The organism is Streptomyces sp. NPDC052721, assembly GCF_040678315.1.
Taxonomy (GTDB): domain Bacteria; phylum Actinomycetota; class Actinomycetes; order Streptomycetales; family Streptomycetaceae; genus Streptomyces.
The window spans coordinates 79,994-95,457 of sequence record NZ_JBFATL010000016.1 but is presented as its reverse complement, the minus strand read 5'-3'; the positions used below and the strand labels follow the sequence as shown (position 1 = coordinate 95,457).

Genomic DNA, 15,464 nt, shown 5'->3' with positions numbered 1-15,464 from the left:
CCGCCGGTGACGTGGGTACTCCCCGGCCATGCGGGTGAGCGTGGTGGATGCGGGGTCGAACACGGTCCGATTGGTGATCGCAGATATGGAGGGTGGTGTTCCGCTGCCGGTGCACACCGTCAAGTGGAAGCTCCGCCTGTCCGAACAGGTCGGCCCGGACGGCACCATCGCCGACGAGGCGGTGGAGCGCCTGGTGAAGGCGGTGACCGCGGCGGGCGCCACGGCCCGGCGGTGGCATGCGGCGGGCCCGCTGGCCTTCGCGACCGCGGTGGTGCGCAACGCCCCCAACCGCCATGAGGTGCTGCACCGGGTGGCGTCCGGCACCGGCATCCGCATGTGCACTCTGCCCGGTGAGACGGAGGCCGAGCTGACCTTCCTGGCGGCGCGCCGCTGGCTGGGCTGGAAGGCGGGGCCCCTGGCACTGCTCGACATCGGCGGCGGCTCACTGGAGGTGGCCTTCGGCCGGGGCCGGCTGCCCGACTTCGCCGCGTCCCTGCCGCTCGGCGCCAACCGGCTGACCCGGGAGCACCTGGGCGTCCAGGATCCGCCCGGGCCGGGCGAGCTGAAGGAGCTGCGCCGCCGTATCCGCCACGAACTGCGCGACGTGGCCTCGCGGATCCGCTGGGAGCGTCCGCGCACCGCCGCCGTCACGTCCCGCACGTTCCAGCAGCTGGCCCGGCTGTGCGGGGCCGCGCCGGGCCGGTTCGGCTTGTTCGCGGACCGGGAGCTGGCCTGCCGGGACCTGCGCGCGGCGGTGCACGCCCTCGCCGCGCTGCCCGCCGCCGAACGCGCCCAGCTGCCCGGGATCTCCGCGCCGCGTGCCGCCCAGAGCCTGGCCGGAGCGGTCGTCGGGCACACGGCGCTGAAGCTCATGGGCCTGCCCCGGGCCGTCGTCTGCCCCTGGGCGATCCGCGAGGGCGTGCTGCTGCGCTACGTCGAGGACGGCACCGACTGGTGGGCGGACGCCACCGGCGAGACCGGCACCACCGCACCGGCCCCGGCGGCACCGCTCCGCATCGCGAGCCCGTCCCCCTGACCGGTGGTCATCGGGCGGCTCATGCAGCTCTCCTGACGGTCTGCGGCGCACCGGGGGACCACCCGCCGCCCTCGTTCGGGTGAGCGGTGCTTCAGGGCGGTCGGCCGGGTGGAACGCTCGGTGCGTGAGGCCGGGTCCGGATGAGAACCTGGAGCAACCGCCCGGGGCCTTCAGCACCACCACGCCCAGCTCGGCCTGTGGACCCAGGACGGCATCGCCAAGCCCGCCGACCAGACCGAGGCCGGCCGGCGGGTGGCCAAGCCGGACGTGGCCCGGGTCGGCAAGGGCTACGAGTTCGCACTGGACGCGGGGTGCTGTGGAGCGGCGGCCAGAAGCTGTCCTGGGGCTCCGTCCGCCGGCAGATCCCGACGTACGCCGGGGCGACCAGGTCCGGCATCGCGTACCGGTGCGCCCGCTGCGGCTGGAGTACCCCGACGCCCACGCTGAACGGCTACCACGCCCCGCTGGACACCCTCCCGTCCATTGTGTGTCCTGCTCGACGGGCGCCAACTGCCGCACGGCGCTTGGTCGTACGACGCCGGCTTCCGCGCGACCACCGTCAGTACACCGAGGCTGCCGCTCGACCTCGGGTTCACCGTGCGGTCGGCCGACGCCCGCCCTTGACGTGTCTGGTTCAGACCTTTAACTTCTCGGGTCACCGGCGAACAAGGATGCGTTCAGCGTTCACCATGCTGAACGCATCCCTGGTTCACACCGACCGCATCCGGTCCGACGAAGGGACCCCCCACATGACCCGATCCCGGATTCCCACGGCGACGGCCACCGCCGTCCTCGCCCTCGCCCTCACCGCCCTCGGCACCGGCGGCGCGGACGCGGCCGACCCGCGTGTCGCGCCCGGCGGCAACTTCGACCTGTCCGTGTGGCAACTCCAGGAGCCCGTCGGCTCCCCCGGCAAGCCCACCACCATCCCGTCGTCCCGGCTCCAGGGCGCGAACGGCTACCAGGACGCGTACTTCTACACCGACACCCGCGACGGCGCCATGACGTTCTGGGCGCCCGAGAAGGGCGTCACCACGCCGAACTCCAAGTACGCCCGATCCGAACTGCGCGAGATGAACCGCGACGGCTCCGCCGCCGACTGGGCGCTCAGCGGCAGCCACCGGATGAGCGCGACGCTGCGCGTGGTGTCCGTGACCAAGAACGTCTGCGTCGGCCAGATCCACCTCGGCTCCGGCGGTTCCTCCACCAAGCCGCTGGTGGAGCTGTATTACCACGCCAACGGGGACATCGTCCTCGGCACCGAGGACTCGCCGGCCGGCGGCCAGACCCAGCACCCCGTCGGGCACGTGTCCGTCGGCAAGACCTGGAGCTACACCATCGCCGTCTCCGGCGGGAACACCATCGACCTGACCGTCAACGGCACGACCACGCACTACGCCATCCCGTCCTCCTTCAAGCCGTACAAGCAGTACTTCAAGGCCGGCTCCTACAACCAGTCCTCCTCGGACAGCACCACCAAGGGGGCCCGCGTGGCCTTCTACGGGCTCACCGTCTCGCACGGCTGACACGCGGCCCGACCTGCGCGACTGGTGCAAACGGCGGGACGGTCGTAGCGTCGGGTGCACGCGGTCGGACACAGCACGACGGGTGGGAGCGACCATGCGCGGATCAGTGACGGGAACGGCGGTCGCCCTCGCGGCGGGAGCCCTGCTGACAGCGGCCATGACCACGGCGACGGCCAGTCCGCCGGTCACCGCCACGACGCAGCCCCGCGCCGGCACGTCACCGACCCACACCGGTACGGCGCAGCCGGTCCTGGTCGACTGCCTGTGGAATCGCACCGTCCGGCCCGGCGACTTCATCCTGGCCTGCGGCGACGGAAACAGCCGTCTCACCGGACTCCACTGGACCCAGTGGAGTCCGGAGGGGGCGACCGCCGTAGGCCTGAACATGGTCAACGACTGCAAGCCGTACTGCGCCGCCGGCTCCTTCCACGCCTACCCGGTGACCGTCCGGCTCGACGGCCCCAAGCCCTGGAAGAAGCACCCTGAGATGCAGCGGTACAGCAGGATGAGCCTCACCTACCAGGAGGGCCGTCCGGAGGGCTTCAAGCAGGTCATGACGTATCCGCTCTGGGACTGACGGCACCCGCCGCGGAATGCGCGGGGGGCCGTACGTCACCCGGCGTGCCTCGTACGGCACGTCCCGGTGGTCCGCGCGGGCGATCCCGCGGCCCCGGCTCCCGCCACCGGTGACCCGCCCCCCGTCATGTTGGTGTGACCCGCACGCCGGCGTCTCCGCGCGCCGACCGAAAAGAGGTCACATGCCCCGACTCCCCCGTCTGGCCGGTGCCGCCACGGCCGCGCTCGCGCTCGGCCTCGTCGCCGCAGCGCCCGCCATCCGCCAAGAACCGCTGGTCACCGACGTGCGCGTGCTCGCCCACCTCGACCTGGCCGCCGGGCAGACTCCCGACAACATCGCGCTAGACCTCGACGGCTCCGCCGACCTGACCTTCGCCTTCGCCCGGCAGATCGCCCATGTCACCCACGACGGCCGCGTCCGGACCCGTGCCACCCTGCCCGCCGTCGCGCACCCCGCCACGCCCCTCGTGCACAGCGCCGTCGTCACCGGCATCGCCCGCGCCCACGACGGCACCCTGTACGTCAACTACGCCACCGGCACCAGCGCGACCGGCGTCTGGCGCCTCTCCCCCGGCGACGCACCGGAGCAGATCGCCGCGCTGCCCGCCGACGGGCTGCCCAACGGGCTGGCCCTCGACGAGCAGCGGGGCGTGCTCTACGTCGCCGACTCGGCGCGCGGCACCGTCTGGCGCGTCCCGCAGTCGGGCGGCACGGCCACGGCGTGGGCGACGGGCGCGGCGCTCGCCCCGCTTCCGGCACCGCACGCGCGCGGCTTCGGCGCCAACGGCATCAAGGTCCGCCGGGATTCCGTGTGGGTGTCCAACACCGACCGGGGCACGCTGCTGCGCTTCCCCGTCCGCCCGGACGGCGCCGCCGGCCCCGTCGAGACGCGGGCCGACGGACTCCACGGGATCGACGACTTCACGTTCCCCGGCCCCGGCAGGAGCGTGCTGGCCGCGCTGAACGCCGGCAACAGGGTCGTCCTGGTCCGCGCGGACGGCTCCGTCACCACTGTGCTCACCGCTCAGGACGGCCTGTCCAACCCGACCTCCGTGGCTGTCCGCGGCCGAACCGTGTACGTACCGAGCGCCGCGTCCACCACCCGGCACGACCCGAACCTCCTCCTCGCCCACCTGCGCCAGCTCATCGGCCGGGGATAGCGAAGGCAGGGCCTGGCACGGCTCACCCGGGCGCCCGGCGTCCCGCCCGGCCGTGCACCGCAGACCGGACGGCGCCCTCGGCCCCGCGCCGCCGGCCGGAACGGTCCGGTCGGCGGCGCGTGCGGGCGTCGGTGGCAGGCGGGCCCGGCGGTGTCAGGTCAGCTCTGCCAGGAGGTCGCCGCCCTCCACCTGCTGGATGCGGTTGATGGCGAGGCGGGAGACGCGGCCCGCCTTGGGGGCGGTGATCGTGGCTTCCATCTTCATGGCCTCGATGGTGGCGATCGTGGCACCCGCCGCCACCTCGTCGCCCTCCGCGACGGCCAGGGTCACCACACCTGCGAAGGGTGCCGCGACATGGCCGGGGTTGGAGCGGTCGGCCTTCTCCGTGACCGGGATGTCGGAGGCCGCTGCACGGTCACGTACCTGGATGGGCCGCAGCTGGCCGTTGAGCGTGGACATCACGGTCCGCATGCCGCGCTCGTCGGCCTCGCCGATCGCCTGCAGCTCGATCAGCAGCCGCACGCCGGGCTCCAGGTCGACGGCGTACTCCTTGCCCGGGCGCAGGCCGTAGAAGAACGCCTTGCTGTCGAGGACGCTGGTGTCGCCGAAGGACTGGCGGTGCGTCTCGAACTCGCGGGTCGGGCCGGGGAACAGCAGCCGGTTGAGGGTGGCCCGGCGCTCCTTGGCCAGCCCCTCGCGGTCCTCGGCGGACAGCTCGGGCACGGGCTTGGTCGCCGCACGGCCCTGGAGCGCCTTGGTGCGGAACGGCTCCGGCCAGCCGCCGGGCGGGGTGCCCAGCTCACCGCGCAGGAAGCCGATCACCGAGTCCGGGATGTCGAACTTGTCGGGGGTCGCCTCGAACGCGTCCGGGGAGACGCCGGCGCCCACCAGGTGCAGGGCCAGGTCGCCGACGACCTTGGAGGACGGGGTGACCTTGACCAGCCGGCCGAGGATGCGGTCGGCGGCGGCGTACATCGCCTCGATGTCCTCGAAGCGGTCGCCGAGACCGAGGGCGACGGCCTGGGTGCGCAGGTTGGACAGCTGGCCGCCGGGGATCTCGTGGTGGTAGACGCGGCCGGTCGGGGAGGCGAGGCCCGCCTCGAACGGGGCGTAGATCTTCCGGACGCCCTCCCAGTACGGCTCCAGGTCGCCGACCGCCTGGAGGTCCAGGCCGGTGGGCCGGTCGGAGTGGTCGGTGGCGGCGACGATCGCGGACAGCGACGGCTGGGAGGTCGTACCGGCCATGGAGGCCACCGCGCCGTCGACGGCGTCGGCGCCGGCCTGGATCGCGGCGAGGTACGTGGCGAGCTGGCCGCCGGCGGTGTCGTGCGTGTGCAGGTGGACCGGCAGGTCGAACTCGCGGCGCAGGGCGGAGACGAGCTTGGCGGCGGCCGGGGCGCGCAGCAGGCCCGCCATGTCCTTGATGGCGAGGACGTGGGCGCCGGCCTCGACGATCTGCTCGGCGAGGCGCAGGTAGTAGTCGAGGGTGTAGAGCCGTTCGTCCGCGTCGTTGAGGTCGGCGGTGTAGCAGAGGGCGACCTCGGCGATCGCGGTGCCGGTCTCGCGTACGGCGTCGATGGCGGGGCGCATCTGGCCGACGTCGTTGAGGGCGTCGAAGATGCGGAAGATGTCGATGCCGGTGGCGGCGGCCTCCTGCACGAAGGCGTCGGTGACCTCGGTCGGGTACGGGGTGTAGCCGACGGTGTTGCGGCCGCGCAGCAGCATCTGCAGACAGATGTTGGGGACGGCCTCGCGCAGGGCGGCCAGCCGCTCCCAGGGGTCCTCGGCGAGGAAGCGCAGCGCGACGTCGTAGGTGGCGCCGCCCCAGCACTCCAGGGAGAGGAGCTGCGGGAGGGTGCGGGCGACGGCCGGGGCGACGGCGAGGAGGTCCTTGGTGCGCACCCGGGTGGCGAGCAGGGACTGGTGGGCGTCGCGGAAGGTGGTGTCCGTGACGCCGATGGTCGGCGACTCCCGCAGGTGCCGGGCGAAGCCCTCGGGGCCGAGGTCCACGAGCAGCTGGCGCGAGCCGGCGGGCGGCTCGCCGGCGGGCAGCGGCGGCAGCTTGGTCAGCGGGTCGAGCAGGTCGGGCCGCCGGCCGTGCGGCTGGTTGACCGTCACGTCGGCGAGGTAGGTGAGCAGCTTGGTGCCGCGGTCGGCGGAGGAACGGGCGGTCAGCAGGTGCGGGCGCTGCTCGATGAAGGAGGTGGTGACCCGGCCGGCCTGGAAGTCGGGGTCGTCCAGGACCGCCTGGAGGAACGGGATGTTGGTGGCCACGCCACGGATGCGGAACTCGGCGACCGCGCGCCGGGCCCGGCCGATCGCGGCCTGGAAGTCGCGGCCCCGGCAGGTGAGCTTGACCAGCATGGAGTCGAAGTGCGCGCTGATCTCCGTACCGGCGTGGGTGGTGCCGCCGTCGAGGCGGATGCCGGAGCCGCCCGGGGAGCGGTAGGCGCTGATCCGGCCGGTGTCCGGGCGGAAGCCGTTGGCGGGGTCCTCGGTGGTGATGCGGCACTGGAGGGCGGCGCCGCGCAGGGTGACCGTGTCCTGGGAGAGACCGAGGTCGGCGAGGGTCTCGCCGGAGGCGATCCGCATCTGGGCCTGGACCAGATCGACGTCGGTGACCTCCTCGGTCACGGTGTGCTCGACCTGGATGCGCGGGTTCATCTCGATGAACACGTGGTTGCCGTCGCGGTCGAGCAGGAACTCGACCGTGCCGGCGTTGCGGTAGCCGATCTCGCGGGCGAAGCGGACGGCGTCGGCGCAGATCCGGTCGCGCAGCTCCGGGTCCAGGTTGGGCGCGGGTGCCAGCTCGATGACCTTCTGGTGGCGGCGCTGCACCGAGCAGTCCCGCTCGAAGAGGTGGATGACGTTGCCCTCGCCGTCCGCGAGGATCTGCACCTCGATGTGGCGGGGCTCCACGACGGCCTTCTCCAGGAAGACGGTGGGGTCGCCGAACGCGGAGGCGGCCTCGCGGGAGGCGGCCTCGATGGACTCGCGCAGCTGTGCCGGGTCCTCCACGCGGCGCATGCCGCGCCCGCCGCCGCCGGCGACCGCCTTGACGAAGACGGGGAAGCCGATCTCCTCGGCGGCGCGCACCAGTTCGTCCACGTCGGTGGAGGGCTGGGAGGAGCCGAGAACGGGCACGCCCGCCGCGCGGGCGGCGGCGACCGCGCGGGCCTTGTTGCCGGTCAGCTCCAGGGTGGCCGCGCTGGGGCCGACGAAGGTGATGCCGGCTTCCTCGCAGGCGCGGGCGAGCTCGGGGTTCTCGGACAGGAAGCCGTACCCCGGGTAGACGGCGTCGGCGCCCGCCCGGCGGGCGGCGCCCACGATCTCCTCCACGGAGAGATAGGCCCGCACCGGATGCCCCGGCTCCCCGATCTCGTACGCCTCGTCGGCCTTCAGCCGGTGCAGCGAGTTGCGGTCCTCGTGCGGGAACACGGCGACGGTGCGCGCGCCGAGTTCGTAGCCCGCCCGGAACGCGCGGATCGCGATCTCTCCACGGTTGGCGACCAGCACCTTGCGGAACATCATGGATTCCCTTCAGCTGCCTGCCGGCGACGAACACCCTGGTGTCAGCCACGCCTGCCGTACTCGCGGCCACCTTAGGGGGTGCCCGCACGGGTCGATGTGCGAAAACCATCACATCGACGGGGTGGGCGGCGCCACAGGGGCGCGCCGGGCCGGCCGGGTCGGAAGCGGCAGCGCGGACCGTCGGGGAAGGCCGGCGGGGGGCGTGGCGAGGGCCGGGCGGACCGATTCCTCCGGTACGGAACGGGCCTGGTCGGCGCCGCCGTGCGGGCGCAGCCGGGATGTTCCGCCAGTGGCAGAGTGATGCCGGTCTTCCTGGAACCTCGCCCCGCACCGTGCACGGGGTCGCCGCAGGCGACGGCGCGAGCCGTTTCCGCCGGACGGGACTAGCGTTCGAGGAAAGGCGTTGAGACCTTGGCGTGGGTACTTCCGGGGCGGTCGGTCGTCGGGGTGGGGCCGGGGACATGCGCGGGGGGTGTCGGGGTGGGCGGGGGTGTGTGCGGGGGCCGTCGGCGCGCGGGCCGTAGGGACCGCACGGCGGCGCGGATCCGCTCCCCCCGGCCGTGCAGGACACCGAGGACGCTCGCCGCGGCCACCGCGATCAGATGCTCGCGGCCGGCCAGGTTGGGGACGGCGATGGACTCCCACACCATCGAGCCGCCGGTCAGCGTGAACACCACGGGCGCGCGCCGGACCACCGAGAGATAGGTGAAGAGGCCGACCACGGCCGCGGAGGGCCCGGTGTCCAGCACCTGCCCGGCCTCGGGCGGCAGTCCGAACCCCCACCAGCCGGGCCCCAGCGCGATCATCAGGCGGGCGGTGAGGGTGCCGGCCAGGGTGGTGGCGTAGGCGATCACCAGGGTCCGGGCCCGGCCGAGGGTCAGTTCGGCGAGGGCGAAGGCGAGGAACAGCTGGGTGATGCCCGCCCATACCGGCAGGTGGAGCGCCGGAACGTACAGCGACACGGGGGTGCGCAGCAGGGACAGCCACAGCGGCAGTTCGGCCCGGACCCCGCCGAGCCGCTCCACCCACAGCGCTCCCGTGGGGTGCTGGGCGATGTCGTGGAAGAAGACGACACCGAACGCGGCGACGAAGGCCAGCAGCAGCCCGGACAGTCCGCGCCGCGCGAGCCGCCGCACCGGGTCGGCCACGATGGCGTGCCACTCGCCGCACAGCGTCCGCCCGGTGAACCGGGCGAGCCGCGCGAGCAGCGGGCGGACTCGCGTCGTGCGCCCTTCAGCGGTCATGAGGCGCGGCAGTCCCTCGCCGTCGGCTCCCCCGTCACGCGCTCCGCCCCCTTCACCTCGCTCCCGGCGGTCCGATCCGCCTCTCCGTGCAGTCCAGCGAGCCGGGAGGCGGGCGTCAAGATCCGTCGCGAGGGCACGCCGGTGTGGGAAGACCCACAGGCGTACGGCGCGCGAACCAGGGGCCGGGAGGCAACCGGCACCCCCGCGGAACCGTCCTCAGATACAGGCTTCCCCGGGGCCGTGATCACGAAGGGGCACAGAACCTTTCTGTTTCGATCACGAACTCTCGTATAGTGACCGCCGGTTCATCACCGGTGTCACGTCTCACCAGCCGATGTTCCTGTCAGCCCCGCCCCAGCCTGCCGTCTCCGCCGCAAGGATCAGACCGGACCGATGACCGCGCCCACGCATCCCGGCGACCGACCTTCCCTCCGTACGTTCGTCTCCGCCCTCACCGTAACCGGTGTGCTGTCGGCGCTCGTGGTCTGCGCGGCCGTGGCGGCGGCGCCGGACTCGGTGCGCACCCCGCTCGCCACGGGCGCGGGCGCGGCGGCGGTCGTGCTCAGCGCGGCGGTGGCCACGGCCGCGCACGCCCTGCGGACCGCGCGCGGCACCCGGCGCAGGCTGGAGAGCGTCACCCAGGACATCGGACGGCTGCTCCAGCAGCAGGCCCGTACGACCGAGGAGGCGCGCCAGGAGCAGCAGCGGCTCATCGACGAACTCGCGCAGCAGCGCGCCGAGTTCACGGAGTCGTTCGCGGCCGAACGCGCGCGTCTGGAGGAGGAGAGCACACGGGAGCGGGACCGGCTGGCGAAGGAGAACGCCCGTCTGACCGGCGAGTTGGAACGGGCCCGGCGGGAGCGGGCCGCCGCGGTCGCCGCGACCTCCAACGCCGCCGCCCGGATGCAGGCCCTCGCCACGGCGACCCTCGCCGACCTGCGGGCGATGGAGGACCGGCACACCGACGAGGAGGTGCTGGCCGACCTGCTCCATCTCGACCACCGCACCGCCCAGGCCGGCCGGCTCGCGGACTCCATCGCCGTGCTCACCGGGGCGCGTTCGGGCCGCCGGTGGGCGCGGCCGATCGGGATGGAGTCGATCCTGCGCGGCGCGATGGGGAGGATCGCCGGGTACCGGCGGGTGCGGGTGCACTCGGTCAGCGAGGCCGCCGTCGCCGGGCACGCCGCCGAGGGCGTGATGCACGCGCTCGCCGAACTCCTTGACAACGCTGCCAACTTCTCACCGCCGACCGCCGAGGTCCACGTCTACGTGGAGGAGGTGCCAGCCGGGGTCATCGTGTCCGTGGAGGACAGCGGGCTGGTGATGGGCGAGGTGCAGCTGCGCCGCGCCGAGCGGGCGGTCTCCGGTGACGTCGCCGAGCTGGGCGGTCTGACCGGCACCCGGCTCGGGCTCGCCGTGGTCGGCCGGCTGGCCCGCAAGCACGGGCTGACGGTGTCGTTCCGGCCGTCGGCGCGCGGCGGTACGGGCGTGCTGCTGCTCATCCCGCAGGAGATCCTGACCAGCCCCGCACCCGCCGAGCCGGCCGCCGCGGCCCGACGACCGGAGAGCGGCCCGTCCGCGCCGGCACCGGCCGCCGTGGACACCGCCGTCGTCCACGCGCCCGCCACACCGCCGGAGGAGGGCCCGGCCGGCCTGCCCAGGCGCCGCCGGGGCCGCACCCTCGCCCGAGCGGAACGCGCCCGGACGGCGCCGGGCATGCCCGAGGACCGTACGGCCCGGGGGACTTCGGACCACGGCACCGTGCCGGGCACCGGCGTACCCCGTTCCGCACCGGTCCCTGCCGAGCACGACACCGCACCGGACACCGCGGAGCGCCGCGCCGCGCCGAGCGCCGCCGGGCACGGCACCGTGCCCGGCACGGCCGAGCACGACACCGCACCGGCCGCCGCCGAACACCGCACGTCACCGGACGCCGACGTACCCCGCGCCGTCCCGGCCTCCGACGTGGGCAGGACCCGTGCCGCCCGCTTCAGCAGCTTCCGTCAGGCGGTACGCCCCTCCGCACCGGACACCCGCCGCCCCGGCCCCGCGCCGGCCGACCCCACCACCGCCCAGTCCCAGAACCACCGCACCACCCACCCCTCGCACACCACGGCGCCGGACGAGCGAGCCGTCACCCCCCCGCCGGACGGCGTGCCGGCCGGCGACTCCTCGTACGGCGCCGGCGAACACAGCTCCCCCGCCCCCTCTCACCCGCACGCGTACCCGGAAGGCGACACGACCTCATGACCGGCCCGACCACCACCGACGACAAGCTCACCTGGCTCCTGGAGGGCCTGCTGGAGAGGACCCCGGGTGCCCGGCACGCGCTCGTGCTGTCCCGGGACGGGCTGAAACTGTGCCGTACGCCGGAGCTGAGCGTCGACCAGGCCGACCAGCTGGCCGCGATCGCCGCCGGCATCCAGTCGCTGTCGCACGGCGCGTCCGTGGAGTTCGGCGACGGCAGCGGCGGTGTGCGCTCGGCGATGACGGAGTTCTACGGCGGTGTGCTGTTCATCGTGGAGGCGGGTGCCGGCGCCCATCTCGCCGTGATCGCCACGGAGGACGCGGACGCCGGTGTCATCGGGCACAACATGAGCGAGTTGGTGGAGCAGCTCGGCGAGCACCTCACCGCTCCGCCCCGCACGTCATGAGCCGACCGGGCATGGACCGGTCGGACAGGGACCGTCCGGGCATGAGCCGTCCGGGCCGCGACGACGCCCCCGACCGGCTGTACACCATCACCCAGGGACGCACCCGCACCGGCGCCGACAACCCCTTCGACCTGGTCACCCTCGTGGTCGCCGAGTCGGAGCCGGCGGCCGGCATGCAGTCGGAGCACGTGGCGATCCTGGAGCTGACCCGGTTCCCCGCCTCGGTGGCGGAGATCGCCGCCGAACTGCGGCTGCCCGTGGGCATCACCAAGGTGCTGCTGTGCGATCTGCTCGCGGCGGGCCGGGTCAGCGCCCGGCATCCGCGCAGACCGGCCATTACCGATCCCGACATCCTGGAGCAGGTGCTCGTTGGACTCCGCAACCTCTGACGCGCGCGCTTACGCGCGCATTCCGTTGGGTGCCTCCGCCGACCAAGGTTTCAAGATCGTGGTCGTGGGCGGCTTCGGCGTCGGCAAGACCACGCTGGTCCACTCGGTCAGCGAGATCCGTCCCCTCAACACCGAGGAGACGATGACGCAGGCCGGTACGACGGTGGACGACATCCGCCAGGTGCGCGGCAAGTCCGGCACCACGGTCGCCTTCGACTTCGGCCGGATCACCCTGGACACCCGCAATGTGCTGTACCTGTTCGGCGCGCCGGGCCAGGAGCGGTTCTGGTTCCTGTGGGACCGGCTGTTCTCCGGCACGCTCGGCGCGGTCGTCCTGGTGGACACCCGGCGCATCGACGACTCCTGGTACGCCATCGACCGGCTGGAACACCACGGCACGCCGTTCATCGTGGCCTGCAACGACTTCGGCGGCCCCGTCCGCGCCGGAGCGGACGTCCGCGAGGCCCTCGACCTGGATCCGCAGGTGCCGCTGGTCGACTGCGACGCCCGCTCCCGGGAGTCGGGCAAGCAGGTGCTCATCACCCTGGTGCAGCACGTGAAGAACCGGTACGCCGACCCGTCCGCGCGGGCGGTCCTGCCCCGACAGGAGTTCGTGTGACCACGCCCGACGCCGTCCCGCTGAGCGGACCGCGGTTCCAGACCGAACCCGCCCGTCTGTACCGGGAGATGCGGCGCGACCACGGCGCCGTCGTGCCGGTGCTGCTCGACGGCGACATCCCCGCCTGGCTGGTGCTGGGCTATCGCGAGCTGCACCAGGTCACCGGTGACCCGGTGCTGTTCAGCCGGGACTCGGACCTGTGGAACCAGTGGGAGAACATCCCCGCGGACTGGCCGCTGCTGCCGATGATCGGGCACAAGCAGCCGTCGATCCTCTACACGGTCGGCGAACGGCACCGGCAGCGCGTGGCGATGATCAGCAACGCGCTGGAGGCGGTGGACCCGTTCGAACTGCGCGCGCACGCCGAACGGTTCGCGGACGAGCTGATCGACGCGCTGTGCGCGGCGGGCGAGGCCGATCTGGTCGCGCAGTACGCGATGCTGCTGCCGGTGCGCGTCCTGGCCCGGCTGTACGGCTTCCCGGACGAGGACGGTCCGGGGCTGGTCACGGCCCTCAACGACATGATCGACGGGCGGGAGCGGGCGCTGGCCGGGCAGGCCCGTCTGGCCGCGTCCATGGGGCAGTTGCTGGCCGACCGGAAGAAGGAGCCGGCCGCCGACGTGGTCTCCCGGATGCTCGCCGACGAGAGCGGGTTCAGCGACGAGGAGATCGCGCAGGACCTGATGGTGATGATGGCGGCCGGGCACCAGCCGACCGCCGACTGGATCGGCAACTCGCTGCGGCTGATGCTGACCGACGACCGGTTCGCCGCCTCCCTGTTCGGCGGGCGCAACAGCGTCGCCGAGGCGATGAACGAGGTGCTGTGGGAGGACACGCCGACGCAGAACGTGGCGGGCCGCTGGGCCGCCCGCGACACGCACCTCGGCGGCCGGCGCGTCAAGGCCGGTGATCTGCTGCTGCTCGGTCTGCAAGGCGCCAACTCCGATCCGCAGGTGCGGACCGACGCCTCCGCGCTGACCGGCGGCAACAACGCGCACTTCTCCTTCGGTCACGGCGAGCACCGCTGCCCGTTCCCCGCGCAGGAGATCGCCGAGGTGGTCGCGCGGACCGGTATCGAGGTGGTCCTGGACCGGCTCCCGGACATCGATCTGGCGGTGCCCGCCGACTCCCTCACGCGTCGGCCCTCGCCGTGGCTGAGGGGACTGACCCGGCTGCCCGTCCGGTTCACCCCCGTACCCGCCCGCTGACCCGCGTCGCCCCGGCCGACCCGCTGATCCGCCGCCGGTCCGGGGACCGTCCCCGGGCCGGCGCCGTACTCGCCGCACCCGACCCCTGCCCTGGGAGGCACGTCACGATGACGACCGGTACCGAAGCACCCCGCATCGCCCTCGATCCCTTCGTCACCGACCTCGACGCCGAGAGCGCGGCGCTGCGCGCGGCCGGCCCGCTCGCCGCCGTCGAACTTCCGGGCGGCGTCCCGGTGTGGGCCGTCACCCACCACGCCGAGGCCAAGGCGCTGCTCACCGACCCGCGGCTGGTGAAGGACATCAACGTCTGGGGCGCGTGGCGGCGCGGCGAGATACCCGCGGACTGGCCGCTGATCGGTCTGGCCAACCCGGGCCGCTCCATGCTCACGGTGGACGGCGCCGACCACCGCCGGCTGCGCACCCTGGTCGCGCAGGCACTCACCCCGCGCCGGGTGGAGCGGATGCGGGAGCGGATCGAGAAGCTCACCCAGGACCTGCTGGACGCGCTACCCGCGGACGGCGGGACCGTCGATCTGAAGGCGGCCTTCGCCTACCCGCTGCCCATGTACGTCATCGCCGACCTGATGGGCATCGACGAGGGCCTGCTGCCCCGGCTGAAGGTGCTGTTCGAGAAGTTCTTCTCCACACAGACCCCGCCGGAGGAGGTCGTCGCCACCCTCACGGAGCTGGCGCAGATCATGGCGCGGACGGTGGCGGCCAAGCGGACCGCGCCGGGCGACGACCTGACCAGCGCGCTGATCCTCGCCTCGGAGGACGGCGACCACCTCACGGACGAGGAGATCGTCTCCACCCTCCAGCTGATGGTGGCGGCGGGCCACGAGACGACGATCTCGCTGATCGTCAACGCCGTCGTCAATCTGTCCACCCATCCCGAGCAGCGCGCCCTGGTGCTGTCGGGCCGGGCCGACTGGTCCGCGGTCATCGAGGAGACGCTCCGCTACTCCACCCCCACCTCCCACGTCCTGATCCGCTTCGCGACCGAGGACGTGCCGGTCGGCGACAAGGTGATCCCGGCCGGGGACGCGCTGATCGTGTCGTACGGAGCGATAGGCCGGGACGAGAGGGCCCACGGCCCGGACGCCGGAGAGTTCGACATCACCCGCGACACGAAGAACCGGCACATCTCCTTCGGCCACGGCCCGCACGTCTGCCCCGGCGCCGCCCTGTCCCGTCTGGAGGCGAGCGTCGCCCTGCCCGCGCTGTACGCCCGTTTCCCCGGCCTGGACCTGGCGGTCCCCGCGACCGAGCTGCGCAACAAGCCGGTGGTCACCCAGAACGACCTGTTCGAACTGCCGGTACGGCTGAATCCGTAACGTGGCGGGGGGCGCGGCTTTCCGGGACTGCCGTCTACAGCGTCGGCGTCCACGGCATCACCTTCGTCGAACCGGCCCTTGACTTCGAGAGCGCTCCAGCTCGTAGCGTCGCAGAGCGCCGGTGCGCGTGCCCCGCACCCGGTTCCCCCACGGGATGCCGGGTGCCGGATTCCGTCGCTAGATGGAA

12 protein-coding genes and 1 pseudogene are annotated in these 15,464 nt (G+C 73.3%); 11 read left to right on the top strand and 2 right to left on the bottom strand.

Annotation, left to right across the window (positions count from 1 at the left end):
- Window positions 1-28: 28 nt before the first annotated feature.
- From AB0L21_RS17735 to AB0L21_RS17715, 5 genes and pseudogenes are all read left to right on the top strand, one after another.
- On the top strand, window positions 29-1,036 hold the full coding sequence (locus AB0L21_RS17735; protein ID WP_365784930.1) for a Ppx/GppA family phosphatase: 1,008 nt from the start codon (window positions 29-31) through the stop codon (window positions 1,034-1,036).
- 153 nt (window positions 1,037-1,189) lie between these two features.
- A pseudogene (locus AB0L21_RS17730) lies at window positions 1,190-1,440 on the top strand (hypothetical protein); the annotation flags it as partial.
- 345 nt (window positions 1,441-1,785) lie between these two features.
- Window positions 1,786-2,562, top strand: coding sequence for a polysaccharide lyase family 7 protein (locus AB0L21_RS17725; protein WP_365705852.1), 777 nt, complete (start codon window positions 1,786-1,788; stop codon window positions 2,560-2,562).
- 94 nt (window positions 2,563-2,656) lie between these two features.
- Window positions 2,657-3,139 carry a hypothetical protein gene (locus AB0L21_RS17720; RefSeq protein ID WP_365784928.1) on the top strand — a complete coding sequence of 161 codons (483 nt, stop codon included), beginning with the start codon at window positions 2,657-2,659 and terminating at the stop codon, window positions 3,137-3,139.
- A 181-nt stretch (window positions 3,140-3,320) separates the two neighbouring features.
- Window positions 3,321-4,298, top strand: coding sequence for a hypothetical protein (locus AB0L21_RS17715; protein ID WP_365784926.1), 978 nt, complete (start codon window positions 3,321-3,323; stop codon window positions 4,296-4,298).
- A gap of 153 nt (window positions 4,299-4,451) precedes the next feature.
- On the opposite strand, the gene AB0L21_RS17710 is transcribed toward AB0L21_RS17715, so the two are convergent.
- Window positions 4,452-7,826 carry a pyruvate carboxylase gene (locus AB0L21_RS17710; protein WP_365784993.1) on the bottom strand — a complete coding sequence of 1,125 codons (3,375 nt, stop codon included), beginning with the start codon at window positions 7,824-7,826 and terminating at the stop codon, window positions 4,452-4,454.
- Window positions 7,827-8,212: 386 nt separating this feature from the next.
- Window positions 8,213-9,073 (bottom strand): hypothetical protein, encoded by an 861-nt coding sequence (locus AB0L21_RS17705; RefSeq protein WP_365784924.1) that lies wholly within the window; start codon window positions 9,071-9,073, stop codon window positions 8,213-8,215.
- Window positions 9,074-9,466: 393 nt separating this feature from the next.
- On the opposite strand from AB0L21_RS17705, the gene AB0L21_RS17700 reads away from it, so the two are divergent.
- The 6 genes from AB0L21_RS17700 to AB0L21_RS17675 all read left to right on the top strand — a co-directional run bounded on the left by AB0L21_RS17700 (window position 9,467) and on the right by AB0L21_RS17675 (window position 15,277).
- Window positions 9,467-11,323 carry an ATP-binding protein gene (locus tag AB0L21_RS17700; RefSeq protein WP_365784922.1) on the top strand — a complete coding sequence of 619 codons (1,857 nt, stop codon included), beginning with the start codon at window positions 9,467-9,469 and terminating at the stop codon, window positions 11,321-11,323.
- A complete protein-coding gene (locus AB0L21_RS17695; protein ID WP_365705842.1) occupies window positions 11,320-11,727 on the top strand; it encodes a roadblock/LC7 domain-containing protein in 408 nt (135 codons plus the stop codon). The genes AB0L21_RS17700 and AB0L21_RS17695 overlap by 4 nt, the downstream gene beginning before the upstream one ends.
- 41 nt (window positions 11,728-11,768) lie before the next feature.
- On the top strand, window positions 11,769-12,116 hold the full coding sequence (locus AB0L21_RS17690) for a DUF742 domain-containing protein (protein WP_365705840.1): 348 nt from the start codon (window positions 11,769-11,771) through the stop codon (window positions 12,114-12,116).
- Between the two features lie 25 nt (window positions 12,117-12,141).
- Window positions 12,142-12,735 carry an ATP/GTP-binding protein gene (locus AB0L21_RS17685; RefSeq protein ID WP_365784920.1) on the top strand — a complete coding sequence of 198 codons (594 nt, stop codon included), beginning with the start codon at window positions 12,142-12,144 and terminating at the stop codon, window positions 12,733-12,735.
- Window positions 12,732-13,943: a cytochrome P450 gene (locus AB0L21_RS17680; RefSeq protein WP_365784918.1), complete on the top strand. Its 1,212-nt coding sequence runs from the start codon at window positions 12,732-12,734 to the stop codon at window positions 13,941-13,943. Before AB0L21_RS17685 ends, AB0L21_RS17680 begins: the two co-directional genes overlap by 4 nt.
- A 107-nt stretch (window positions 13,944-14,050) precedes the next feature.
- The gene (locus AB0L21_RS17675) at window positions 14,051-15,277 is read left to right on the top strand and encodes a cytochrome P450 (RefSeq protein ID WP_365784916.1); all 1,227 of its coding nucleotides are present in this window, start codon (window positions 14,051-14,053) and stop codon (window positions 15,275-15,277) included.
- The last annotated feature ends 187 nt before the right edge of the window (window positions 15,278-15,464 follow it).